Annotated in this window: 21 protein-coding genes; 14 read left to right on the forward strand and 7 right to left on the reverse strand. The window is 68.9% G+C overall.

From position 1 onward, the window contains the following. The first annotated feature begins 175 nt into the window (after positions 1-175). Positions 176-1,231, forward strand: a complete 1,056-nt coding sequence (locus ACGFX9_RS23080; protein ID WP_393475408.1) for a chitinase — start codon at positions 176-178, stop codon at positions 1,229-1,231. 256 nt (positions 1,232-1,487) lie between these two features. Here the strand turns inward: ACGFX9_RS23080 and ACGFX9_RS23085 are convergent, their stop codons facing one another. The 4 genes from ACGFX9_RS23085 to ACGFX9_RS23100 all read right to left on the reverse strand — a co-directional run bounded on the left by ACGFX9_RS23085 (position 1,488) and on the right by ACGFX9_RS23100 (position 4,733). Beyond that, the gene (locus tag ACGFX9_RS23085; protein WP_393474962.1) at positions 1,488-1,781 is read right to left on the reverse strand and encodes a DUF1330 domain-containing protein; all 294 of its coding nucleotides are present in this window, start codon (positions 1,779-1,781) and stop codon (positions 1,488-1,490) included. Positions 1,782-1,828: 47 nt separating this feature from the next. Beyond that, positions 1,829-2,266: a hypothetical protein gene (locus ACGFX9_RS23090; RefSeq protein WP_393474964.1), complete on the reverse strand. Its 438-nt coding sequence runs from the start codon at positions 2,264-2,266 to the stop codon at positions 1,829-1,831. A gap of 77 nt (positions 2,267-2,343) precedes the next feature. Next, a complete protein-coding gene (locus tag ACGFX9_RS23095) occupies positions 2,344-3,108 on the reverse strand; it encodes a class I SAM-dependent methyltransferase (protein ID WP_393474967.1) in 765 nt (254 codons plus the stop codon). Positions 3,109-3,512: 404 nt separating this feature from the next. Next, positions 3,513-4,733, reverse strand: a complete 1,221-nt coding sequence (locus tag ACGFX9_RS23100; protein WP_393474970.1) for a metallophosphoesterase — start codon at positions 4,731-4,733, stop codon at positions 3,513-3,515. A gap of 292 nt (positions 4,734-5,025) precedes the next feature. Between ACGFX9_RS23100 and ACGFX9_RS23105 the strand changes: the two genes are divergently transcribed. The 3 genes from ACGFX9_RS23105 to ACGFX9_RS23115 all read left to right on the forward strand — a co-directional run bounded on the left by ACGFX9_RS23105 (position 5,026) and on the right by ACGFX9_RS23115 (position 6,978). Continuing rightward, on the forward strand, positions 5,026-6,018 hold the full coding sequence (locus tag ACGFX9_RS23105) for a GlxA family transcriptional regulator (protein ID WP_393474973.1): 993 nt from the start codon (positions 5,026-5,028) through the stop codon (positions 6,016-6,018). Between the two features lie 97 nt (positions 6,019-6,115). Continuing rightward, positions 6,116-6,739, forward strand: coding sequence for an isochorismatase family protein (locus tag ACGFX9_RS23110; RefSeq protein WP_393474976.1), 624 nt, complete (start codon positions 6,116-6,118; stop codon positions 6,737-6,739). Positions 6,740-6,900: 161 nt separating this feature from the next. Further along, positions 6,901-6,978, forward strand: a complete 78-nt coding sequence (locus ACGFX9_RS23115; protein ID WP_370443954.1) for a 50S ribosomal protein bL37 — start codon at positions 6,901-6,903, stop codon at positions 6,976-6,978. Between the two features lie 95 nt (positions 6,979-7,073). Here the strand turns inward: ACGFX9_RS23115 and ACGFX9_RS23120 are convergent, their stop codons facing one another. Continuing rightward, positions 7,074-8,258, reverse strand: coding sequence for an erythromycin esterase family protein (locus tag ACGFX9_RS23120; RefSeq protein WP_393474979.1), 1,185 nt, complete (start codon positions 8,256-8,258; stop codon positions 7,074-7,076). Between the two features lie 77 nt (positions 8,259-8,335). On the opposite strand from ACGFX9_RS23120, the gene ACGFX9_RS23125 reads away from it, so the two are divergent. The 3 genes from ACGFX9_RS23125 (at position 8,336) to ACGFX9_RS23135 (ending at position 9,640) form a co-directional block, all read left to right on the forward strand. Further along, positions 8,336-9,028 (forward strand): MerR family transcriptional regulator, encoded by a 693-nt coding sequence (locus ACGFX9_RS23125; protein ID WP_393474982.1) that lies wholly within the window; start codon positions 8,336-8,338, stop codon positions 9,026-9,028. Positions 9,029-9,158: 130 nt separating this feature from the next. Beyond that, positions 9,159-9,362 (forward strand): hypothetical protein, encoded by a 204-nt coding sequence (locus ACGFX9_RS23130; protein ID WP_393474985.1) that lies wholly within the window; start codon positions 9,159-9,161, stop codon positions 9,360-9,362. A gap of 152 nt (positions 9,363-9,514) precedes the next feature. Then, positions 9,515-9,640, forward strand: coding sequence for a hypothetical protein (locus tag ACGFX9_RS23135; RefSeq protein WP_393474988.1), 126 nt, complete (start codon positions 9,515-9,517; stop codon positions 9,638-9,640). Between the two features lie 77 nt (positions 9,641-9,717). On the opposite strand, the gene ACGFX9_RS23140 is transcribed toward ACGFX9_RS23135, so the two are convergent. Then, a complete protein-coding gene (locus ACGFX9_RS23140; RefSeq protein WP_393474991.1) occupies positions 9,718-10,032 on the reverse strand; it encodes a hypothetical protein in 315 nt (104 codons plus the stop codon). A 543-nt stretch (positions 10,033-10,575) separates the two neighbouring features. Between ACGFX9_RS23140 and ACGFX9_RS23145 the strand changes: the two genes are divergently transcribed. From ACGFX9_RS23145 to ACGFX9_RS23160, 4 genes are all read left to right on the forward strand, one after another. Beyond that, the gene (locus ACGFX9_RS23145) at positions 10,576-11,736 is read left to right on the forward strand and encodes an acetyl-CoA carboxylase biotin carboxylase subunit family protein (protein WP_393475411.1); all 1,161 of its coding nucleotides are present in this window, start codon (positions 10,576-10,578) and stop codon (positions 11,734-11,736) included. Between the two features lie 66 nt (positions 11,737-11,802). Then, the gene (locus ACGFX9_RS23150; RefSeq protein WP_393474994.1) at positions 11,803-14,541 is read left to right on the forward strand and encodes an alpha/beta fold hydrolase; all 2,739 of its coding nucleotides are present in this window, start codon (positions 11,803-11,805) and stop codon (positions 14,539-14,541) included. Positions 14,542-14,585: 44 nt separating this feature from the next. After that, positions 14,586-15,542, forward strand: coding sequence for an NAD-dependent epimerase/dehydratase family protein (locus ACGFX9_RS23155; RefSeq protein WP_393474997.1), 957 nt, complete (start codon positions 14,586-14,588; stop codon positions 15,540-15,542). 45 nt (positions 15,543-15,587) lie between these two features. After that, positions 15,588-17,561 carry an aminotransferase class I/II-fold pyridoxal phosphate-dependent enzyme gene (locus tag ACGFX9_RS23160; protein ID WP_393475000.1) on the forward strand — a complete coding sequence of 658 codons (1,974 nt, stop codon included), beginning with the start codon at positions 15,588-15,590 and terminating at the stop codon, positions 17,559-17,561. 14 nt (positions 17,562-17,575) lie between these two features. On the opposite strand, the gene ACGFX9_RS23165 is transcribed toward ACGFX9_RS23160, so the two are convergent. After that, positions 17,576-18,004 (reverse strand): hypothetical protein, encoded by a 429-nt coding sequence (locus ACGFX9_RS23165; RefSeq protein ID WP_393475002.1) that lies wholly within the window; start codon positions 18,002-18,004, stop codon positions 17,576-17,578. Between the two features lie 163 nt (positions 18,005-18,167). Between ACGFX9_RS23165 and ACGFX9_RS23170 the strand changes: the two genes are divergently transcribed. The 3 genes from ACGFX9_RS23170 (at position 18,168) to ACGFX9_RS23180 (ending at position 22,512) form a co-directional block, all read left to right on the forward strand. Further along, on the forward strand, positions 18,168-19,949 hold the full coding sequence (locus ACGFX9_RS23170) for a carbamoyltransferase (RefSeq protein WP_393475005.1): 1,782 nt from the start codon (positions 18,168-18,170) through the stop codon (positions 19,947-19,949). A 150-nt stretch (positions 19,950-20,099) separates the two neighbouring features. Continuing rightward, positions 20,100-21,578, forward strand: a complete 1,479-nt coding sequence (locus ACGFX9_RS23175) for an esterase (RefSeq protein ID WP_393475008.1) — start codon at positions 20,100-20,102, stop codon at positions 21,576-21,578. A gap of 124 nt (positions 21,579-21,702) precedes the next feature. Beyond that, a complete protein-coding gene (locus tag ACGFX9_RS23180; protein ID WP_393475011.1) occupies positions 21,703-22,512 on the forward strand; it encodes an SDR family NAD(P)-dependent oxidoreductase in 810 nt (269 codons plus the stop codon). Positions 22,513-22,580 lie beyond the last annotated feature (68 nt).

Genomic DNA, 22,580 nt, shown 5'->3' on the forward strand with positions numbered 1-22,580 from the left:
CTGCGTTGGTCCAGACCTATTGACGGCAGGTCTGGACCTCTTTACGGTGTGGCGCGTCGCACCACTTACGTCTCCAGGCACCACAGTCCAGGAGGTAAGCGTGTCATCCCGAACCTCTCCCCGTGCCCCTCTCCCGCACCGTGCCCCGTCCCGTCTCGCGGCGGTCGGTCTGGCGATGGCCTTCGCTGTGTCTCTGCTCGTCGGCGCCGCGCCGGGCAGCTCCTCGCAAGACGGCCAGGACCGTCAGGACGGCCGGAGCCGCCAGGGCATCGCCCAGGACGAAACGTGCGCGGTCAAGTCGAAGCCCGCCGGAAAGGTGCTCCAGGGCTATTGGGAGAACTGGGACGGCTCCGCCAACGGCGTTCACCCGCCGTTCGGTTGGACCCCGATCACCGACACGCGCATGCGCGACCACGGCTACAACGTGATCAACGCGGCGTTCCCCGTCATCCGCTCCGACGGCACGGTCCTGTGGGAGAACGGGATGGACTCGACGGTGAAGGTCGCGACTCCGGCCGAGATGTGCCAGGCCAAGGCGGGCGGCGCCACCATCCTGATGTCGATCGGCGGCGCGGCGGCGGGTATCGACCTCAGCTCGAGCAAGGTCGCCGACCGGTTCGTCGAGACTGTGGTGCCGATCCTGAAGAAGTACAACTTCGACGGCATCGACATCGACATCGAGACCGGTCTCGTGGGCAGTGGCAACATCAGCCAACTCTCCGCCTCGCAGGCCAACCTCGTCCGCATCATCGACGGCGTCCTGGCCCGGATGCCGTCGAACTTCGGCCTGACCATGGCGCCCGAGACGGCGTACGTCACCGGGGGCAGCGTGGCGTACGGCTCGATCTGGGGTGCCTACCTGCCCATCGTGAAGAAGTACGCGGACAACGGCCGCCTGTGGTGGCTGAACATGCAGTACTACAACGGCAGCATGTACGGCTGCTCCGGTGACTCCTACTCGGCCGGAACCGTCCAGGGATTCACCGCGCAGACGGACTGCCTGAACAAGGGGCTGGTCATCCAGGGCACCACGATCAAGGTGCCGTACGACAAACAGGTGCCGGGCCTGCCCGCCCAACCGGGCGCGGGCGGCGGCTACATGAGCCCGAGCCTCGTGACGCAGGCGTGGAACCACTACAACGGGGCGCTGAAGGGCCTGATGACCTGGTCGATCAACTGGGACGGGTCGAAGGGCTGGACGTTCGGCGACAACGTGAAGCGGCTTCGTTAGGGCGATTGACAGTGGATACGTCCGTCGTGATTGCCGGCGCGCGCCGCAATCCCTCACCGTGGGGTGTGAGCCAGATCCGGCAGCCCCCGGAGCATCTGTCCGCTCAAGCCGTACGGAACCCGGTGGGTCTTGCCCGGCATCATCGGCGGCACCGGCTGGGAGCGCGCGCACCCACGACTATGTGTTTCGGGCGAGCGTGAGTTCTGCCGACCAGGCCAGCGGGGCCGCCAGGCCGGCCTGAACGTCAGTGCGCCGGTCAGTCGATGCCTTCGATGATGCGGAAGTCGCGCTCGACGCCGTCGGAAAGGGCGACCAGCGCCTCCTGGTATGCCGCGCTCTCGTGTGCCGCGACCGCCTGTTCAAAGGTGTCGAACTCGACCAGGACGGTGCGCTCGGCGATTCCGGCGTCGTGGGCGACGGCCCGACCGCCGCGGGCGAGCGTCCGCCCGCCCCCGGCCCGGACGGCCGGACCGGCCAGCTTGTTGTACGCGGCTAGCTTCGCGGGGTCGGAAATGGTGCGGTAGGCACTGACCCAGTAGCCCTTGGCCATGGAAACCTCCTGTGTTCGGACAAGCGTACTAGGCTTCGAGTCGACACTCAGATTGATCGGCCCCGGCGACGGATCACCGGGCAATTCAGAGGGCGGTTTGCAAGGAACTGGCTGATTGTGGTGGGGCCTTCGCCCGTGATGGTGGACACGCGGTTGGTTGTCACGCGGCGAGGGTGAGTTTGGCGGCGGGTGTTGTAGCGGGTCGGCCAGGCGAACACGGTCTTGCGGCAGGTGGCGGGGTTGCCGTAGTCGCGGGTGCCCTGGAGGGCCTCGCGTTTGAGGTAGGCGTGGAAGCTCTCGCAGGCGGCGGTGTCCGCGCTGGTGCCGCCCACTCCCACCGACTGGGCCACGCCCAGTTCGGAGCACAGGTCGGCGAAGGCCCGGGAGGCGTAGTAGCGGGGCCTGTTGACGTCCAGGGCCTGACACAGCCGCTTCACCTCGTAGGTGTTCCGGTGGTCGTGGACGAACTGGAAGCGGCTGCTCACCAGTTCGTCTCCCCGGCGAAATACTTGGCCGCCTTGCGCAGGATGTCCGCTCGGTGGCCGGCGTCCGCTCGCTGGCTTCAAGCTCGGCCACCCGGGCGTTCATACGGTTTGTGGGTTACCCAGAGCAGTTCCGCCGGCCAGCGGTGTGCCCAGTCGGGTGGGTCGGTTTCGTTGTAGCCGTTGGGTGTTCCGAGTTCGGGCCGCGGCTCGATGAGGTCGTCGATGATGAGACCCGCGCCGCGCAGGACCTTGACCCAGTCGCCGTAGGTGAGCTGATAGCTGGTCGCGCCGTCGCCTTCGGCGATGGTGTTCAGCCCGAAGTAGTCCTGCTGCAGCGTCGTGGTCACGCGGCTGGCGGCTTCGTCGTAGCAAGCTTCGAACCATGGGCTGGCGACGTTGAACACCAGGCGCCCGCCTCGGCCCAAGACGCGTGCGGTCTGCGGGACGGCCAGGTGCGGGGGCGCCCAGCTGAGCCCGCCGAAGTCGCAGAACACCAGGTCGAAGCTGTCGGCGGCGAAGGGGAGTTGTTCGGCGGCGCCTTGCACCAGCGGGTAGCGGGCCGCTCCCATCGCGCGGGCCGCCGCGGCGAGTTGGACTTCGGACAGGTCGAGCCCGACCACGGTGGCACCCTCGGCGGCGAGCGCCCTGGACCACTGGCCGGCGCCGCAGCCGAGTTCGAGGACGCGCTTGCCGGTGACGTCGCCCAGGGCGTCCAGGTGCGCGTCGGGGATGGAGTACATGCCCCACAGCCGGGGTGTGGCGCCGATTTGCGGGTCGTGCTTGTGCTGGTAGGCGCTGCTGATCTGGTTCCAGAGCCGCCGGTTGGCGGGGATGCTGTCCACGTGCCGACTCCAGCACTGCCTGCCGGGGGCGGTCAACACGATTAGGGCCCTGACCGGCCCTCGCCTCGGTCCGGCCCTGGCTCGGCCCATGATCCGCCGTACGAGCCCTAGGACTCCGGAGCCGCGACGGAGCGATCTCTGGGGTGCCGTCTCGTCGGGAGTGGAGCTGGCGCCGGGCGCGCGGGAGCGGCAGTGCTGATTGAATCTCCGTCGGGACCTGCCCGTACACCTGGGCCAACGCCGACTTGCCGCCCGAGGTTGCCTAGTTCGCGGATGCCGCGGTCAGCGGGGGGCCGAAGCCCCGATGGGCGATCGTGACTGATGGTCAGCGCTATGCCCACCCCGCCCCACCCTGCCCCTGGGCTCGTGGACTGCTCCGAGCGGAAGCGTCAGGCCGCCCAGTGCTACGGCGAGGTGGGCAGGTGCGGGGAGCGGAGTACGAGCAGGGTGATCTCGCTGGGGGCGAAGACGCGGAACGGAGGACCCCAGAAGCCGGTGCCGCGGCTGGTGTAGAGGAGGGTGCGGGGGCCGTGGTGGCTGAGGCCGGCGAGGGCGGGCTGGTCGATGCGGACCAGATGGTGGAAGGGCCAGATCTGGCCGCCGTGGGTGTGGCCGGAGAGTTGGAGGTCGACGCCGTCGGCTGCCGCCCGGTCGACGAACTTGGGCTGGTGTGCCAAGAGCAGGACGGGTAGGTCAGGGTCGGCGCCGGTCAAGGCTCCGGCGAGGTGTGCGCGATGGCCTGCCAGGCCGGAGGACTCGGCGGTGACGTCGTCCACGCCCGCGACTACGAGGGTGTCCCCTCCGCGTTCGAGCAGCAGATGGCGGTTGCGCAGCGGCTCCCAGCCCAGTTCGTCCATCAGGTCGACCCAGCCCTGGGCCTCGCTGAAGTACTCGTGGTTGCCGGTGACGTACACACGGGCCCGGGTGGCCCGCACGGTACCGAGGGGGACGGCCTGGGCGCGGCGGCGTTCAGCCGTGCCGTCCGCGATGTCGCCGGTGTGGCAGACCAGGTCGGCGTCCAGAGTGTTCACCGTCTCGCACACCTGCGCCGACCAACGAGCGCGATCGAGCGGTCCGTAGTGGGTGTCGGTGATGAGGACGACACGGATGCCGTCCAACCCGGCACCCAGCCGCGGGAGTTGCACGTCGAGTCGGCGCACACGTGGCACGCGGCGGGCCTCGGTGTACCCCCAGGCGAGCAGTACGGCGGTGATGCCGAGGACGGCCCAGGTGACGATTCGGGCCCGGTCCTGACTCTCGCCGACGCCGACTACGGTCAGGGCGAGCCGCAGTGGGACACCGAGCAGAACGGACCAGGTGAACAGGACCCAGCCGGCGCCGAGCAGGGTGTCCCCGACGATCGCCGCCCGGTCCTGCTGGCGTCGGCCGTGACCGCGCACCATCGCGAGCGGCATGCCGACGAGGCCGAGGGCGAACAGGGCGGTGCCGATCAGCGTGACGGGAAGCGGCCAGTGCTGGCCGGTGTGCAGGAGCAGCCAGCAGGGCACAGCCCATAGCAGGACGGGGGCGATCAGGGGGATGTACCGCATCAGACGGTGCAGTCGGCTCTGCCGCGGCGCCTGCGCTTCCCCCTCGGCGGGCCGAGTGTCGCTGGTGTCGGTCACGTTTCCCCTCCCTGACCGGGCTGCCGTCTTGCGCACTGTATCCGGTCGCCCCGGGGCTGGTCGGAGGGGCGTTCATGGGAGCGCCCTCGTGGGGGGAACCTGTGCGGGATGGCAAGTTCCGCGGCGACACTGTGAAGCGCTCCGGCTCTGATGGCAACGCCGCTCAGCTCCGATCGCTCTGGCCAACGGCGCTCCGGATCACGAGGGCCCGCGTCGACTCGGCACGGCGCATGTCCGGATGTGACAGGGAATCGTCATTGCGGTCATGGATGGCGGTGGTGAGGATGGGGACATGTCCCTTCCGCACCGTGTCGTCATCGCGGTCTTCCCCGATGCCGATCTCCTCGACGTCACCGGCCCGGCCGAGGTGTTCGCGCTGGCCAACCGGGAGACCGCGGGCCGCGCCGGCTATCAGGTCCGCCTTGCCGGGCCCGTCGCCGGCGCGGTTCGTACGTCGGCGGGCGTGCGGCTCGTCACCGACTTGACCTTTGATGAGGCCTGCGGGCAGGTGGACACGCTGCTGGTGCCCGGCGCGGTCGACATGACCGACGACGGCCCCGTCGCTCGTATCGACGCCGATGTCGTGGAGTGGGTGAGGGCGACCGCGCCCCAGGCCCGGCGCGTCGCGTCGGTGTGCGTGGGCGCCCATCTGCTGGCCGCGGCCGGGCTCCTCGACGGGAAGACGGCGACCACCCACTGGTCGACCGCCGCCCAACTGGCCGCCGACCACCCCGCCGTCACGGTCGACCCGGACCCCATCTTCGTACGCACCGATCGTGGCCGGCTGTGGACCGGGGCCGGTATCAGCGCCTGCCTGGATCTCGCCCTGGCCCTGGTCGCCGAGGACCAGGGGGAGGACGTCGCCCTGTCGGTGGCCCGGCAGCTGGTGATGTACCTCAAACGCCAGGGCGGCCAGAGCCAGTTCTCCGTGCCGCTCAGCCGCCCCGCCTCCACGCGCCGTGACATCGACGAGCTGCGGCTGTGGATCGCCGACCACCTCGGCGAAGACCTGTCCGCGGCGGCGCTCGCGGCCCGGATGTGCCTGAGCGAACGGCACTTCGCCCGGGTCTTCAAACAGGAGACGGGCACCAGTACGGCCGACTACGTCGAGGCCGCCAGGGTGGAGGTCGCGCGCAGGCTCCTGGAGAGCACCGACTGCTCCCTGGACCAGGTCGCCGCCACCGCCGGGCTCGGTTCGGTCGAGACCCTGCACCGTGCCTTCAGGCGACAGCTCACGATCACCCCAGCTGCCTACCGCCGCCGCTTCCGCGTCCAGACCGGCTGAGCTACGGCCTACGGGCCGACCCATCGTCCGGCTTCGAGCCAAGTCGCTCGGTCGCTTCGCCATGCCCCACTTCTCAACGCCCCACGAAAGGCATCCCATGAGTACGAACCACGCGTCCATGACCCTGCGCGACGTCATCGGCCTGGACAACCGCGCGCCCCGGCTGAGCGAGTCCGTCCTGATCATGATCGACTTCCAGAACACGTACCGCACCGGCGTCATGGCGCTGGAGGGTGCCGAGGCGGCGCTGGCGGCGGGCGCCCGTCTGTTGGAGCGTGCCCGGGCCACGGGTACCCCCGTCATCCACGTGATCAACGACGGCGGCGAGAACACCCCGTACGACATCCGGGCCCACATAGGTGCCATCAGCGACGAGGTCGCGCCGGTGGACGGTGAGGCGGTCGTGGTCAAGCAGTTCCCCAACTCCTTCCACGCGACCGAGCTGGAGAAGACTCTGAGCGGCCTGGGCGCGGGCCCGGGCGGCGGCAAGGACCTGGTGCTGGCCGGTTTCATGACGCACATGTGCGTCAACTACACCGCGCAGGGCGCCTTCAACCTCGGCTACCGGCCCGCCGTCGTCGCCGAGGCCACCGCCACGCGCGCTCTTCCCACGCCGGACGGTACGGTCCTGCCCGCCTCCGCGCTCCAGGCCGCGGCCCTGACGAGCATCACCGACCTGTTCGGCACGGTCGTCCCCTCGGTCGACGCCCTCCCCGCCTGAGGCCGGGAGCCCGGTGCGCGGCCGGACGCCGTGTCCTGCCCGGTCACGTCACTGGGACGGGTGACGTAGGACACGACATTACGAGGCGACGTCCTGGGTATGCGGCTCATGATCGCCTGGGTTTGCACCCGGGAAGCAATACCGGAACCACGGAGGTATCCATGTCCTCGAAGCGACGCCGCAAGAAGAAGGCCCGCCGCAAGAACGGCGCGAACCACGGCAGCCGTCCCCAGTCCTGACTGCGGGCGCGTAGATCGGGGGCGACACCGGATGGTGTCGCCCCCGAGGCGTTTTCCGGAGTGGTTGGTTCGCTCGGTTCAGACCCTCGACCGGCTCAGATCTCCTTGACGAAAACTATGGCGTCCGTCCGGTCGGTCGTCGTCGGGTCGAGGGCGGCGTACGTGTGATCGGCAGGGACCCGGGGATTCAGCTCCCGGTCGAGGGCCGCGGTGAGCTGGTCGGGGTCGACGACGGCGCGGGAGTGCGGGAGGGACGACAGGACGCCTTCGAGGGTGTCCGGGTGCGGGACATCGGAGCCGCGGGTGCCGAAGGCGGTGGCGGCGAAGGAGTAACGGTCGCCGAGGCGGGTCCCGATGATGGCGCCCGCGCTCCACCACTGGAGCGGCAGACCGGCGAACCGCATCTGGCTCTTGTCGCGCTGAAGGTGCCCGTTGTGGGCGAAGGCGAGCGTGGGACCGCGAGGGGCTTCGCGGCGGACGACGGCGTCGAGGTTGTCGGCCATCATCAGGTCGCGCAGGCCCAGGAGTGCGCCGATGCGAGTGGGCGCGGTGTCGGCCAGACCCGCGTGGTAGCGCAGGAGTCCGGTGGCGGTGCGGGCGTGCAGTTCGGCGCGCCAGAAGTCGTCGGGGGATGTGGCGGCCGTCAGGTGAGGGGCGTGCGCGGCGACCAGCACACCCAAGTCGTCGGCGATCTGCCGCAGTTCCCTCGCCTCGGGCGTGCGGCCGATGGACCGGGTGGGATCCATGAGGGTGCCTGGGTCACTCCAGCGTTCGTCGGGGCCGAGCGACGCGTCGAGGGTCTCGCGACTCCAGGCCAGGTCGATGTGGGGCGCGAGGTAGTCGTGCAGTGCGGTCAGGGGCGTGCGGGGGCTTGCGGCGCCGGTCATTTCCAGGGGGCCGTCGATGCCGTAGAAGCGGAGCCGTTCGTCGGGTGTGCGCTGCTCGTTGTAGGCGCGCATCCAGCGCAGGAGCTCGCGGTTGGCGGGCGAGGAGCCGAAGCCGTGGCTGAAGCCGCGGGCCAGCGCGTCGTCGAGGGTCCCGATGCCGTCGGTGACGTACGCGTCGGCCACCAGGGCGTCCAGACAGTCGCTCTCCATCGCGATCGAGCGGTAGCCCTCGTGTTCGACGAGGTGGCGGAAGAGCTCGTTGCGCAGCTCCGGGAAGGCTTCGACGCCGTGCGTGGGTTCGCCGAGGCCGAGCAGGCGCGTGGCGGGGGACAGGAGCGCGGTGAGAGCACCGCCGGTGAAGGGACGGGCTGCGTCCCGGATCAAGGCCGTCATTCCTTGAACGGTATCGTTGAACCCTCGGTGTAAACTTTGGCGGATTTTTCTGCGGCTGATGAGGACAAACCTTCAAAATGCGGCTGCGGCCCATCGATCTGGCACGCGAACACGGCCTGTCCACCCAGGCGGTGCGGAACTACGAGGAGTCGGGGGTGCTGCCGGCCGCCGAGCGCTCTCCGTACGGCTATCGCGTCTACGCCCCGCGCCACGCGGCGGCGTTGCGGACCTTCCTGGCGTTGATCCCCGCGCACGGCCATGCGACCGCCGGGGCGATCATGCGGGCCGTGAACGACGGCGCGGTCCAGGAGGCGCTGCGGCTGATCGACGCGAGTCACGGGCAGCTGGCCGACGACCGCAGCACGCTGGAGGCCGTGGAAGTGGCGCTGCGCGACCTGGCGCCGCCGGGGGAGCCGGAGCCGGGGGTGACGCACATCGGGCCGTTGGCACACCGCATCGGCATCCGCCCTGCGACGCTGCGGAAATGGGAGCGAGCCGGGCTGATCGTCCCCCGGCGTGACCGGCGCACCGGCTACCGCGTCTACACGGCCGCCGACGTACGCGACGGGCTGCTGGCCCATCAGCTGCGGCGGGGCGGGTACGGCCTTGGGCAGATCGCGCGGGTGCTGGAGCAGGTCCGGGCCGCCGGTGGAACTGAGCCGCTGCAGGCGACGCTGGGGGAGTGGCGCGACCGGTTGACGGCGCGGGGTCTCGCGATGCTGGCGGGCGCGGCCGCGCTCGACGCCTATATGGGGCGTCACTGCGCTTGAGGGTGCTGCCGGCCGTCCGCCTACCGGCGCTCGGTACGGGCGGCTTCGGCTTTGCGAGTGGTGTGGGGAGTGGTGGGCTTCGGCTCGCGTCGGCTCGCCTAATAAATCGAACACATGCTCTACTGGCGTCATGGTGCACAACGACCCCACCCCTGACCCCCTCCAGACCCAGCGCGACTGGGACCGCACCTACAACGCTCTCGCCCAGGCTCCCGGCGTCGGCAACACCGCCCTTCGGCGACGACTCATCAGCCTGTCCCGCCGCCTTGTCGACGAGGTGCCGCGTACGGAACTCGCCGACCTGCGCCGTCGAGCCAAGGGGGAGGCGGCGTAGTCGGATCCCGGCGTGGACATGTCCGCGCGGGGGTGGCGTTGCCGGAAGGCGGGAGGATCGTTGGGCTTGGCATGAGCGATGCGGGGAAAGCGGTTCCTTCGCCGCGGCCGCCCCGCGCGGGGACAAGGGCCGGCGGTGGCGAAGCTCCTTCGATGACCCCCATCTACGACGCGTTGATGCGTGAGTGGCGCGCCAGGGACCGTGAAGTACCGCGTGTGCCCGCCCGGCGTTCGGGCTGGGAGCGTGTCGATCCGCAGGACCTGTTCCGCAGAGGCTGACAGGCTGTCACCTCTCTGTCACCTCTGCGGAACGCGCGCGCGTGATGGGTGCGCGGTGGCGGCGTCGTCGCCCCCCGTCACGTGAGCGGCGTCGCGGGATGAGCATGCGTACCCAGCCAACGGCAGATCGCGAGGGCGACGGTGTCGTCGAGCGCGCTCAGCGCGTCGATGGCCTTGACGTCGTCCGGGTGCGGAGGGATTCCGGCCCTGGTGAGCGTGGCGTGCAGGGTGAGACGGTGCCGGTCACAGGACGTCAGTACGGGCCGCGCCGCAACGTCGGCGTCGGCGTCGACGCCGAAGTCCAGGCGCTGTGTCGGGTCGGGCGGGGGCAGCAGGAAGTCGGCTTCCGCGTCCCAGTTCACGGTCGGCAGGATGGTGGCGGGTGAAGTCATGGCGGCTTCCTCACGACGGGCGGGCAGTGCCTGTGTCGGACAGGAGGCGGTGGAGCCGTCGTCCGGTTGCGTCGGCTCCATCAAGCCACCCGAACGCAGTAGCAGCCCGGTCGGGTGGAGTCGCCCCGCCGCATGATCTGCCGCGCGGGAAATGGGGTGCCGTGCGCGTCCTGTTTGCCCGTACCGGCCGAATTCATAGCGTCTGCGTAGGCCGTGTCTGTTCGTGCCGGGAATGTAAGGGCGAGGTAAGTGACAGTGGGACGCGCGGTGAATAGGACTTGCTGATCAGCCGTGTTGCGGCTCATTTCATGCCTGACCGACTAAAGCTTTACTTGTGACGTATGTCACGTCTCGCCCATCAAAAGATCATGCTTGGGCATATCCACATGGCTGGATCTCGTGTGACACGATGCCAGCGTGTTGGCCTCGACCGATCCGGCGCACCGATCACCCGAATCACATTCGGGTCGCAGTACGGCAGATTGCTTTTCTCAAAGTTTTGGCCAGCTGTAATTCGGGGAGACAAGCGTGCTGAAACCGACGATGATCGTCATCGGATACAGGGAAGATCTCGACCGGGCGCTGCAACTCAGGGGTTTTGACCCGTACTATCTCGTCCAGGCGCCTGCCGGGTCGCCGCAAGGGCGGCGTTTCCAGCGCGTCGCCGACATCGAGAACGCCCAGGAAATATTGCGAGCAGTTCTCTCCGCGCGCCTTCACGATGTGGCAGGAGTGCTCACCGTCCATGAAATGGGTGTCTTCGGGGCGGCGTATTTGCGGCAGCAGTTGAATCTCCCCGGGCACGCGGATTCAGCGTCCGCTCTCTACTTCCGGGACAAGTATCTGCAGAAGAGCAAACTGCCGCCCGAAGTAAAACGAGCGCGCTGCCGGTATGTGTCGAAGGACGCTTCGTTCCTGGAGATTTCCGGCGACTTAGGGGATGCCTTCGTCATCAAGCCGGCCATCGGCGCCGGATCCCTGCGTACGAACATCGTCCGTACGCCGGAAGAGTACGCACGGGCCTTGGAGCTGTTCCCGAGCCGGTCGGACGTCGAGATCGTCGGTGAGTCGTTCGTCGACGCCCCGGAAGTCTACGTAGACGGCATCTGGAAGGACGGCGAGCTTCAATGGTCCTCCATGAGCAGCAACCACATCTCGCCGCTCGACGCCGTACAGGGCGGCATCCTGTCCGCGCACATTCTGGACAGAAGGCTGCACCCCGAGCTATTTCGGCAGGCCGATGTGCTCGTCCAAAAAGCGCTGACAGGACTGGAAGCGCCGGATTGTGTCTTCCATCTCGAAGCATTCGCACAGGAAACAGGATTGACCTTCGGTGAGTGCGCCGTCCGCCTCCCCGGGGCGCTCTCCCCGCAGGTCAACAAATTGACATACGGCGTCGACCTCTTCGACGTGGAAATCAGTCTCGCGCTAGGGGAAGCGCTCACCCAGAATCTGGAGATCCGCACCCCTGACCGCTTCTATGGATATATACTTCTGCGCCGCGCGAGCGGTTCCTGCGTCGGCCTGACCCAGCAGGATTTTGAGCGTAACTTCCAGTTCGACGAGATTCAGTATCCTTCGTCGCCGGACGCCGCCATCGGTCCTTACGGCCGTTTCGGGCAAGCAATCGTATCTGACGAGGACGAGCTGAGACTGCAGAAAACAATCGCGGAGATTGTGCGATTCAACGAGGTCGGCGGTTGACGGGAGCCGTGCGCTGAGCCGGATTCCCCACCATGGTGCTTTTCTCTTTCGGAGGTCGTCACCCCCATGCCGGATCAACGTCATTCTTCGACGCTCCCTCAACTGCTTGAGCGCGCCGCCCAGAACACCTCCCGAGGCGTCACCTTTATCGGCGGATCTTTCCTCTCCTACGCCGAGCTGCGGGAATGCGCCTGCCGGATTTCCCAAGGACTGCGCGACCACGGAACCGCCCCTGGCGACCGAGTGCTCATTTCCGCCACCGACCCCGAGAAGTTCTTCCCGGCCTTCTGGGGGTGCGTTCTCGCCGGTGTCGTGCCGTGCCCGGTTGCGCCGCCCGCCGACCCCGCGCGGTGGCGTGCGCAGCTGGAGCATCTGCGCACACTCCTGGCCGACCCCTTGGTGATCGTTTCCAAGGAGGCTCAAGGAGACCTGCCGGATATCGGGCTGCGGACCGTGTCGGTGGAGGAGTTGAGCCATGCATCGGCCGAGCATGAGCAGTCCCATGTGCCAGGCCCGGACGATCTCGCCCTGCTGATGCTCACTTCCGGGTCCACCGGATCGAGCAAGGCGGTCAGGCTCACGCACGCCAACCTCCTCGCGGCGCAGGCCGGGAAGGCAGGGGCGCTGGATCTGGGGCCCGACGACACCTCCCTGAACTGGATATCGGCCGACCATATAGCCGCCATCGAGGCGCACTTACTGCCGATGTTCAACGGCGCCGACCAAGTCATGACGACCCCGGCCACGGTCCTCGCGGACCCCGTGGAGTTCCTCAGGATGCTCGTGACCCACCAGGTGAGAGTCACGTTCACGCCCAACTTCCTGTTCGGGCAGATCAACCAGGCGCTCGCGCAACGTCCCGTACCGCGGCAGGAGTTGGACCTGTCGCACGTGCGGCACATCATCTCCGGCGGTGAGGCCACCGTGACCGCCACCGTGCGGGCGTTCCTCGACACCCTCGCCCGCAACGGCCTGCGCGGCGACGTCATCGTGCCCGCGTTCGGCATGACGGAGACCTGCGCGGGCAGCGTGTTCAACCGCGACTTCGCCGCCCGCCACCTGGACACGGAGTTCCCTCCGCTGGGCCACCCCGTACGAGGACTGCACATCCGCATCGTCGACGGCGACGGCACGGTGCTTGCCTCCACCGAACACCCGAGCAGCGCCGAGTCGGGGGAGGTGCAGCTGCGCGGCACGATGGTCACCGCCGGGTATTTCGGCAACGACGAGGCCACCGCCCAGGCATTCACCCCCGACGGCTGGTTCCGCACCGGCGACCTGGGATGCCTCGACTCCGACGGCAGGCTGATGCTGGTCGGCCGCACCAAGGACTCCGTCATCGTCAACGGCGTCAACTACTACAGCCACGACCTCGAAGCGGTCCTCGACGAGCTGGACGGCGTACGGCGCGGGCAGCTCGCGGCCTTCCCGATCCGGCCCGAGGGGGCCGACTCCGAACAGCTCGCCGTCGCGTTCGTCCCGGCGGGCGATCCCGCCGACGACACGGCCCTCTACCGCGCCATCGTGTCGATCCGCAGCTCCACGGTGATGCACTGGGGGTTCCGGCCCCAGCTGATCCTCCCCGTCGCCGAAGCCGACATCCCCCGCGGCAACCTCGGCAAGGTCCAGCGCTCGCGGCTGCGCGCGGCCGTCGAAGCCGGGAGCCTGGACGCGGCGGCCCGCCGGTCGGACGAGGTCAGCACCCGGTTCCTCGGCGACTACGTCGCGCCGGAGGGCGACGCCGAGACCGCACTGGCCGATCTCTACGCCCGCGTACTGAACACCGAGAAGGTGCCGGCGACGGCCAGCTTCTTCGACCTGGGCGGAACATCGCTGGACGTACTGCGCCTCAAGCTGGAGATGCAGGCCGAGTTCGGTATCGACGACGTGCCGATGGCCATGCTCCTCCAGGCCCCGAGCGTGCGAGCCCTGGCCGGGCGCCTGAGCGCCGGACGGAACGCCGAGGGGGACGCCGGATACGACCCGCTTGTGCCCTTGCAGGTCACCGGCGACGGAACACCCCTGTTCTGCGTCCATCCCGGCCTCGGGGAGGTGCTGGTGTTCGTCAATCTCGCCAAGTACTTCACCGGCGAGCGGCCGTTCTACGCGCTGCGGGCACGGGGGTTCGGGGAGGGCGAGACCCACTTCGGGTCGTTCGACGAAATGGTCGCCACCTATGTGGAGGCGATCCGACGGACCCAGCCGAGCGGACCGTACGCCGTCGCGGGCTACTCCTACGGCGGGGCGGTCGCCTTCGAGATCGCCAAACGCCTGGAGGCAGAAGGCGACAAGGTCGACTTCGTGGGCGTCTTCAACCTGCCGCCGCGCATCTCCGACCGCATGAACGAGATCACCTTCACCGACGGTGCGATCAACCTGGCGCTGTTCCTGGAGCTGATCAGCGCCGCCGACGTCGAAGGCTTGACCGCCGCCCTCGGCCGCCTGCCCGAAGCCGAACAGCTCCAGTATCTGATCGACCACGCGCCGAAACGACGCCTGACCGAACTCGACCTCACCGTCGGCCAGTTCACCCGATGGGTACACCTCGCACAGAGCATGGTGCACCTGGGCCGCACATACGAACCGGCCGGGACGGTCGAGCAGGTGCGGGTCTTCTACTGCACCCCGCTGCGCGGCTCCACACAGGAATGGCTGGACAACCAGCTGCGCCACTGGGACGAGTTCACCCGCGACCCCAACACGTACATCGAGGTCGACGGCGAGCACTACACCCTGATGAGCCCGCAGCACGTGCAGACCTTCCAGGCGACCTTGCGGCACGAACTGACCCGCGCCCTCGGCTGAGGACGGGCAGAGGCCATCGCCGACACGACCAGGAGCCGCTGATCATGCAAGGCAAGAAGATTCTCGTCACCGGTGGGACCGGGCAGGTCGCGAGGCCCGTCGCGGAGGCGCTCGCCCAGGACAACGAGGTGTGGTGCCTGGGCCGGTTCGGTGACCTGGCCGCCCGCAAGGACCTGGAAGGACTCGGAGTCCACACCTTCACCTGGAACATGGCAGTCGACGAACTGGAGGGCCTCCCGGGCGACTTCACCCACGTACTGCACTCCGCGGTACACCGGGGCGACGGCAAGGACTTCGAGGAAGCGGCCCGCGTCAACGCCGTCGGCACCGCGCGGCTGATGACGCACTGCTCCACCGCGGAGGCGTTCTTGTACGTCTCTTCCGGCGTCGTCTACGACAGGGCCGACGGCACCCACCGGTACCGCGAGAGCGACCCGTTGGGCGGGTCGGCGCCGTGGCTGCCGACGTACCCCGTCGCGAAGATCACCGCCGAGGGGGTGGCACGGGGTCTCGCCGAAGCGCTCGGGCTGCCGACGGTGATAGCGCGCCTCAACATCGCCTACGGTCCGTACGGTCACGGCGGCGTGCCGGTGATCCTGTTCAACCAGATGCGCGAGGGGCGGCCGTGCGCGGTGCCCCGCGAGGGGCAGAACTACTGCAACCTCCTGCACACCGACGACATCATCCGCCAGGTGCCACTGCTGTGGGACGCGGCGCGGGTGCGCGCACGGGTCGTGAACTGGGGCGGCGACGCGGAGGTCGGCTTCACCGACCTGCTGGAGTACATGTCCGCGCTCACCGGTGTGCCGGTCAGCCTGGACCGCACCGACTACAGCCGGGAGACAGCGATCTTCGACCACAGTGTCCGCCGCGGCCTCATCGGTGACTGCACGGTCGGCTGGAAGGCCGGTATCGCCCGCACCTTGGCCGAACTGTTCGAGGAGTACCGGGAGCGCATCGACGCGTACACCGATGCGCGGAGAGCCGGAACGTCCAACTGAACGCCAAGACATCCAAGTGACAAGAGAAAGAGAAGTGGAGCCGGCATGCGCAGGTCCGCAGACATCGACGCGCTGCAGCACGTGCTGGGCGCCGCCCTCGGGACCGGTGAACCGGTGTGTTCCTTGCCCCAACTGGGCGTCATAGCAAGCGCCTTCGCCGATGTCGACCCCGAGATACTCAAGCGCCCCACACTCGTCGGCGGCGGAGCCCCCTACACACCGACCGGCCCCGCGCCCACCCCCCAAGCCCTCGACGAACTGGTGCGCCGTGCGGAGGCGTTGGGCGTGCCCCAGATCCTGCTGCCCCACGTGCGCCGCACCGACGACACCAGCGCGCTACGGGCCGCCGGATTCGTACCCGTCGCCGCCGGAACCGAGTGTGTCGCCCGGCTGCCCGGGGAGGTGGACGAGGCGCTGCGGATCCGGGTAGGCGCCCGGCAGCTCGCCGATCTGCGCCGCCGACATCACGCGGTGTCCCGTGAAGTCACCTGGGAGCGCGTCCGGTTGAGCGAGCTCGCCGGAAAGCCGTGGGCGCGCGACGCCTTCGTGGAACTGCACCAGCACCACGCCGAGAGCCACGGCGGCCACGACAACCCGTACAACACGGGCGCCCTCGAAGCCCTGGCCACAGGGGAGTTGGCGGAGCGCGCCGAGATGTTCGTACGCCGTAGAGGAGACACCGTCGTCCAGGCCGGGCTCACGGTGCGGTCCCACAACGGCCGGGGCAGCTATTACCTCACGCAGGCGATCGACCACGGCGATCCGGTGGCACGGCGCAACCTCTACGTGGCGTCGCTGTACCGCCTGTATCTGGACGCCCGGCGCTCCGGCCTGGACTGGGTCCACCTCGGCCAAGGGGACGCCGCCACGCACCGCCGCCTTGGAGCCGACCTGTTCGTGCCCCTTGACCACTGGCTGCGGGCTCCCGATCTCGTAGCCCTGGAAGAGGAAGAGGTGTCGACGGAGCCAGTCCTGTCGGGTTTCGCGGCGCCCCCCGTCGCGACGGTGACGGTGCCGGGCCCGGCCCGCTTCCGCCACCGGCCGCGGTTCGACCTGCTCGACCTTTCGAGCAACACCAACGCCTTCCTGGGCACCGAGAGCCACTACCCCGAACTCGACACGGCGGACCTCGCGAGGACATACCTGGCCACGATCGCGAAGCTGCCAGGCCACCACGGCGTCGGCGAACTGACCGCGGAACACCTGCTGTTCACCAGCGGCGCGGTCGACGGTGTCATGCTGCTCCTGGCGGCGCTGGCCTCACCGGGCGAGCGCGTCTGTGTCACCCCGCCCACCTTCGAGCTCTACTCCCACTTCGCCCGCCTCCTGCGACTGCCCGTCGTCGAAGTGCCCCTGCGGGGAGACGACTTGAACGGCCTTGACACCGAACGGATTCTGGCTGCCGACGCGCGGGTGACCGTCCTGTGCGATCCGGGGAACCCCGTCGGCACCCGGCTCGACCGGGCGCAGGTGCGCGAACTGGTGGACCGCAGCCGCGGCCTTGTGGTGATCGACGAGGCGTACGTCGAGTTCAGTGAGCACCCCTCGTACGCCGAGTTGATCGGGCAACACGACAACCTCATCGTCCTCAGGACGCTCTCGAAGGCCTGGGGACTCGCCGGCGCGCGCTGTGGGATCGCCCTGGCCCATCCCGGCATCGTCGACGCCCTGCGGCGGGTGCAGGTGCCCTTCGGGTTCACCAACGCGTCGCAGCATGCCGTGCGGGACCGGCTGACCAACTCCTCACGGGTGCTGGCCGGAATCCAGCGCATTCGTGCCGAACGGGAGTGGATGGCCGCGGCCCTGGCCGAACACCCCACGGTGGAGCGGGTGTTCCCCTCGGAGGCCAACTTCCTGCTGGTCAGGTTCCACAAGCACGAGCGTGTCGTCGACCAGCTTCGGGACGCGGGAATTCTCGTCGCCGACACCGCGAGGCTTGTCCCCGCCACCTGCCGCATCACCATCGGCACGCGGCGGGCGAACAAGACCCTGCTCGAAGCGCTCTCCTCGGCCCCGTGAGGAAGGGGCCTGTCTCAGAGCTCAACTGGTTCGTTGGCTCCGCCCTTTATCTCTATGCACATGAACGAAAGGACATCGTTGCCGATATTCCTCAGGTCGTGCAGATGATGGGCCCCCTCTGAGAAACGGAAATGGCAGGTCTCTCCACGGACGTAGGAGATTTCCCGAGACGTGCCGTCACTCTCATGCTGACGGGCACGTCCGCTCGTAAGGGCGGTCCATGAGTAATCAAGGACGTGCCGGTGAACGGGAATTCGCTCTCCCGGCTGGAGGTGTGTCTCCCAGACGCGCAGCACATCAGTCTCTTTCACCAGCGTCTGGCCGATCCGGCCGTTGTGAGCGTTCTTCTCGAAGTCCTTGTGCAGTTCGGGGCTCCATCGTTCGAACCCTTCGGCGACGACAGTGCTGATCAGCGGTGGATTGGCCTCAGAGTCAATACCCACGAGCCGGATCCTTTCGGTCACGAAGAGGCGGATTGCCTGGATTCCTGGTTGCCATGCCCGAAAGCAAACCACATGATGCTCGTGCGTCACGCCTATCCCTCACGTATCCCGGCCGAGTAACCTGCCTGCGCCGCTACCGTCGCGCTTGGGAGGCTGAGGGCCAGTGATCGTGCTCGGTTACAACGGATTCACCAGGGGTGCGGAGCTTTTCGGACGTCTCTACGGAGCGACCGGCGTCGGCCGCAACCTCCTGGTGGGGCACGACGCCGCGGCAGCTCTGATGGTCGACGGCGAGGTGGTCGCGGCCGTCGAGGAGGAGCAGCTGAGCCGGGTCAAGAAGACCTCCGACTTCCCGGCGAACGCGATCGCCTGGTGCCTGGACTCCGCCGGTGTCGAGCTCGACCAGGTCGACGTCGTCGCCTTCCCCTGGCGCTTCTCACCGACCGTGGCCGAGGAGATGATGGCGCGAATATGCGACGGCGACCTGCCCGTTGCCGCGAAATTCGATGCCCTGCGCCGCACGGGCGAGCTCTACACCGACATGCTCAGCCGCGAAGCGGTGTACGGCGACTTCGTCCAGCGCACCGGCTACGAACTGGACCCCAACAAGCTCGCCCTCGTCCCGCACCACCTGGCCCACCTCATGTGCGGCGCCTACCTGGCCGGCGGGGGCGACGCCGCCTTCCTGGTGAGCGACGGCAGGGCCGAGACCCTCTCCTCCGTCATGGGCGAGCTGCGTGACGGCGTGGTCCGCGTCTTCGACGAGGGCACCGTCGACATGGCCAGCTCACTCGGCGTGGCCTACGGAAGGATCACCCGCTATCTGGGGTTCGTTCCCAACAACGACGAGTACAAGGTGATGGGGATGGCCGCGTACGGTCCGCCGCCGCTCCACAACCCCCTCCTTGAACAGGTCGTGCGCCTGCACGAGAACGGGTCGTACACCATCTCCATCCCTGCCGACGTACGGGCCTACTACGCCCTGTTCGACGCCCTGTTCTGCGGCGACAGCGAGAAGCGCGAGGAGTTCGACTTCCGCGTCAAGGTCGCGGGCCTCGCACAGCACATGGTCGAGGCCGTCACCGCTCATCAACTGCGGTCCCTGACCGCCGCGTCCAGCCTGGACACGCTGCTCTTCGAGGGCGGCCTTGCGCTCAACTGCGTCGCCAACACGAAGATGCTGGAGCGTTCGCCCTTCACGGGCATGGAGGTCAGCTTCGGCGCCAGCGACCCGGGAGTGGCCATCGGCGCGGCCGTCTACGCCGCCGGTCTCAGGAACCGGCCCGCCGACGCGGTCACCACCCCCTACCTGGGGCCCTCGTACGACGAGAGGCAGACCCTGGACACCCTGGCCCAGTACGCGGACCGAGTCGAATGGCGGGAGGAGGCCGACGTCACCTCCGTCGCCGACAGGACGGCGGAACTGCTGGCCGAGAAGAACGTCGTGGGCTGGTTCCAGGGCCGCACCGAGTTCGGGCCGCGTGCCCTCGGCAACCGCAGCATCCTCGCCAACCCGGCCTTCCCCGACATCAAGGACATCATCAACCTCCGGGTGAAACACCGGGAGCCCTTCCGCCCGTTCGCGCCCGTCATCCTCGCGTCAGAGGCTCCGCGCGTCTTCGAGATGGGCAAAAAGACGTCGTCGCCCTACATGACGTTCGTCTTCCCGGTGCGCGAGGAGTACCAGGAGCGGATCCCCGGCGCCTGTCACGTGGACGGCACGGCGCGCGTCCAGACGGTCGACGAACGGCAGAACCCCGCACTCGCGCGGCTGCTGCGCGCCTTCACGGCGCGGACGGACGTGCCCTGCCTCCTCAACACGTCCTTCAACGTGGCCGGAGAGCCCATCGTCTGCTCGCCGCGGGACGCGCTGGAGTGCTTCCTCGCCACCGAGATCGACTACCTGGTCATCGACCGGTTCGTGGTCACCAAGAAGGACCACTGAGCCGCCCCGGACAGGACCAGCACGACGGAAACGAAGGCCGCGTACAACCCTTGTGCCCCATCCGGTGTCGAACAGGGCGCCGGACAAGGAACGGGCCCTTTCCGGACACCCCCCGCGCTGCCCGGCCACCTTCCTTCAAAGGAGCCGCTCGTGCGCAAGAACCGTTCGGCCGCCCTCACCGCGGCCTCATTTCTCCTTCTCACCGGCGCGTGCATCGCCGCCGCCCCATCCGCCGTCGCCGGTACCCCCGGCGGGACGCATGCCAACGACCGCAACAGTGACTTCAACGGCGACGGATACGAAGACGTCCTGGTCGGAGCCCCCGGGGCGACGGTCAGTGGTCAGAAAGGCGCCGGTCTCGTCACGGCCCAGTACGGCTCGTCCAGAGGCATAGGAACCACCTCCGTCGCCCGCTTCAGCCAGTCGACGGCCGGGGTCGCGGGCGCCGCCGAGGCGGCCGACGGCTTCGGGAAGGCCGTCGCCACGGGTGACCTGGACGGCGACGGCTACGACGACGCGATCATCGGCATCCCCGGCGAGGACATCGGCGACCAGGCGGACGCCGGCGGGGTAGCGATCCTGTGGGGCTCCAAGGCGGGCCTCAGCGGCACGGCCAGCGACTGGCTTCAGACCCAGGAACCCACCAAGGGCGAGCAGTTCGGCTCGGGCCTCGCCGCGGCGCACTTCACCGGCCAGACGCCGGGCGACGTGCTCGCCGTACTGGACCGGGACGACCTGGAACTCTTCGCGTACGACGCGGCACCGCAACCCGAAGGGCAGGCACCCCTGCGGCGTCAGGCACGCGAACCGCTGGCCGCTGCCGCCGAGGGACGCGACATCCTGCCGAAGTCACTCACGACCGGCGACTACGACAACAACGGATACGCCGACCTCGTCGTGTCCGGCGTGAGCGTGGGCGAGGAGCCAGGTCACGGCTGGTCCGCGCACTTCTCGGGGCACGCCGACGGTCTCACGTACGAAGGTGATCTGCGCGGCGGCCCCGTGGCCGCGTCCGGCGACATCGACAACGACGGCTACGACGACCTGGTGACCGGCGAGCCCAACTCCCCTGACGACGGGGGAGAGACGCAGACCGGTGGCCTGGTGGGCATCCGTTACGGCGACGCGGGCGGCCTCAAGGACGAGGCCAAGTGGTGGACGCAGGACACCGCGGGCGTGCCCGGCACCGCCGAGCGCGGCGACGGCTGGGGCGGCGACCTGTCCCTGGGGGACACGGACGGCGACGGCTACGCGGACATCGCGATCGGCGCACCCGGCGAGGACATCGGCACCGTCGCGGACGCCGGGGCGGTCTGGGTGCTGCCCGGCTCGGAGCACGGCGTCACGGCGACCGGAGCCAAGTCCTGGGACCAGAACTCCGCGGACATCCCCGGCGCGGCAGAGAAGGGCGACAAGTGGGGCGCCCAGGTGCGCCTGACGGACCCGAACCGCGACGGACGCTTCGGTCTCCTCGCCGCGGCGCCCGGTGAGAACGCCGGTGACGGCGTCGTGTGGGTCCTGTCCGCAGGGGCGGGCGGCATCACCGCGTCCGGGTCCTGGACGTACGGCGCGGACTCGCTGGGCGCGCCCGGACCCGGTGCGGCGTTCGGCGCGGCGATCGACGAGTAGGCGCTGTCGTCCGGCAGCTGACTGCCGGACGAGAGCGCTCCGAACGCGGTCGTGAGCGGCCGGGCACCGGTCTACGTATGATCATGGGCATGTGCTCACGACTGCGTTCGGAGGCTGAACAGGCATGACAGAGAGCCGAGTTGTCATCGTCACGGGTGGCGGCACGGGCATCGGCGCCGCGACGGCCCGGCAGCTCCGTGCCGCAGGACACCGCGTCGTCGTCTCCGGGCGGCGCCCCGAGCCGCTGCGCCGCGTGGCCGAGGAGACCGGGGCGCTCGCCCACCCCGCCGACGCGGGTGACCCGGGGGACGTAGCGGGCCTCGTCGAGGCGGCCACGGAAGCCTACGGCCGCATCGACGGGCTCGTGCTCAACGCCGGTACGGGGCGCAGCGGAGCGGTCGGCGACCTCTCCGACGAGGACTGGGAGACGGTGATGCGCACCAACCTCACCGGCCCTTTCCTCCTCCTGCGTGCCGCGCTGCCCCATCTCATCGAGGCGCGGGGCTCGGTGGTCGCGGTCGCCTCGGTCGCCGCCCTGCGCAACGGCGTGGCCAACGCCGCGTACGCGACGTCCAAGGCGGCGCTGCTCCAGCTGTGCCGTTCCGTCGCCGTCGACTACGGCAAGGCGGGGCTGCGCGCCAACACCGTGTGCCCCAGCTGGGTGCGCACCGAGATGGCGGACCGGCGGATGGCCCGCTTCGCCGAGGAGGCCCAACTGGGGGACGGCGGCGCCGACGCCGCGTACGAGGAAGCGACGCGGCTCCTCCCGGCGGGCCGGCCGGGGGAGCCCGATGAGGTGGCCGAGGCGATCACCTGGCTGCTCTCGCCCGCCGCTTCCTTCGTCAACGGCGCGGTGCTCACCGTCGACGGCGGGGTGACGGCGGTGGATCCCGGGACCTCCGCGTTCGACTTCAGCATCACGCCGCGCGGCTAGCGGGCCGACGGCGAGCGGGCCCTGACGGTGAAGGTAGTGTGACGCGTCGACCGAGGGGTGGACGCGAC

Origin of the sequence: Streptomyces sp. NPDC048436 (genome assembly GCF_043200355.1) — a bacterium.
Taxonomy (GTDB): Bacteria; Actinomycetota; Actinomycetes; order Streptomycetales; family Streptomycetaceae; genus Streptomyces.

Bases quoted from the DNA above. Each gene is read 5' to 3' on its own strand.
- ACGFX9_RS23180 (WP_393475011.1), top strand. From the start codon at position 21,703: ATGACAGAGAGCCGAGTTGTCATCGTCACGGGTGGCGGCACGGGCATC.
- ACGFX9_RS23125 (WP_393474982.1), top strand. From the start codon at position 8,336: ATGCGGCTGCGGCCCATCGATCTGGCACGCGAACACGGCCTGTCCACC.
- ACGFX9_RS23130 (WP_393474985.1), top strand. From the start codon at position 9,159: ATGGTGCACAACGACCCCACCCCTGACCCCCTCCAGACCCAGCGCGAC.
- ACGFX9_RS23160 (WP_393475000.1), top strand. From the start codon at position 15,588: ATGCGCAGGTCCGCAGACATCGACGCGCTGCAGCACGTGCTGGGCGCC.
- ACGFX9_RS23085 (WP_393474962.1), bottom strand. From the start codon at position 1,781: ATGGCCAAGGGCTACTGGGTCAGTGCCTACCGCACCATTTCCGACCCC.
- ACGFX9_RS23140 (WP_393474991.1), bottom strand. From the start codon at position 10,032: ATGACTTCACCCGCCACCATCCTGCCGACCGTGAACTGGGACGCGGAA.
- ACGFX9_RS23155 (WP_393474997.1), top strand. From the start codon at position 14,586: ATGCAAGGCAAGAAGATTCTCGTCACCGGTGGGACCGGGCAGGTCGCG.
- ACGFX9_RS23135 (WP_393474988.1), top strand. From the start codon at position 9,515: ATGACCCCCATCTACGACGCGTTGATGCGTGAGTGGCGCGCCAGGGAC.
- ACGFX9_RS23110 (WP_393474976.1), top strand. From the start codon at position 6,116: ATGAGTACGAACCACGCGTCCATGACCCTGCGCGACGTCATCGGCCTG.
- ACGFX9_RS23105 (WP_393474973.1), top strand. From the start codon at position 5,026: ATGTCCCTTCCGCACCGTGTCGTCATCGCGGTCTTCCCCGATGCCGAT.
- ACGFX9_RS23120 (WP_393474979.1), bottom strand. From the start codon at position 8,258: ATGACGGCCTTGATCCGGGACGCAGCCCGTCCCTTCACCGGCGGTGCT.
- ACGFX9_RS23115 (WP_370443954.1), top strand. From the start codon at position 6,901: ATGTCCTCGAAGCGACGCCGCAAGAAGAAGGCCCGCCGCAAGAACGGC.
- ACGFX9_RS23145 (WP_393475411.1), top strand. From the start codon at position 10,576: ATGATCGTCATCGGATACAGGGAAGATCTCGACCGGGCGCTGCAACTC.
- ACGFX9_RS23150 (WP_393474994.1), top strand. From the start codon at position 11,803: ATGCCGGATCAACGTCATTCTTCGACGCTCCCTCAACTGCTTGAGCGC.
- ACGFX9_RS23080 (WP_393475408.1), top strand. From the start codon at position 176: ATGGCCTTCGCTGTGTCTCTGCTCGTCGGCGCCGCGCCGGGCAGCTCC.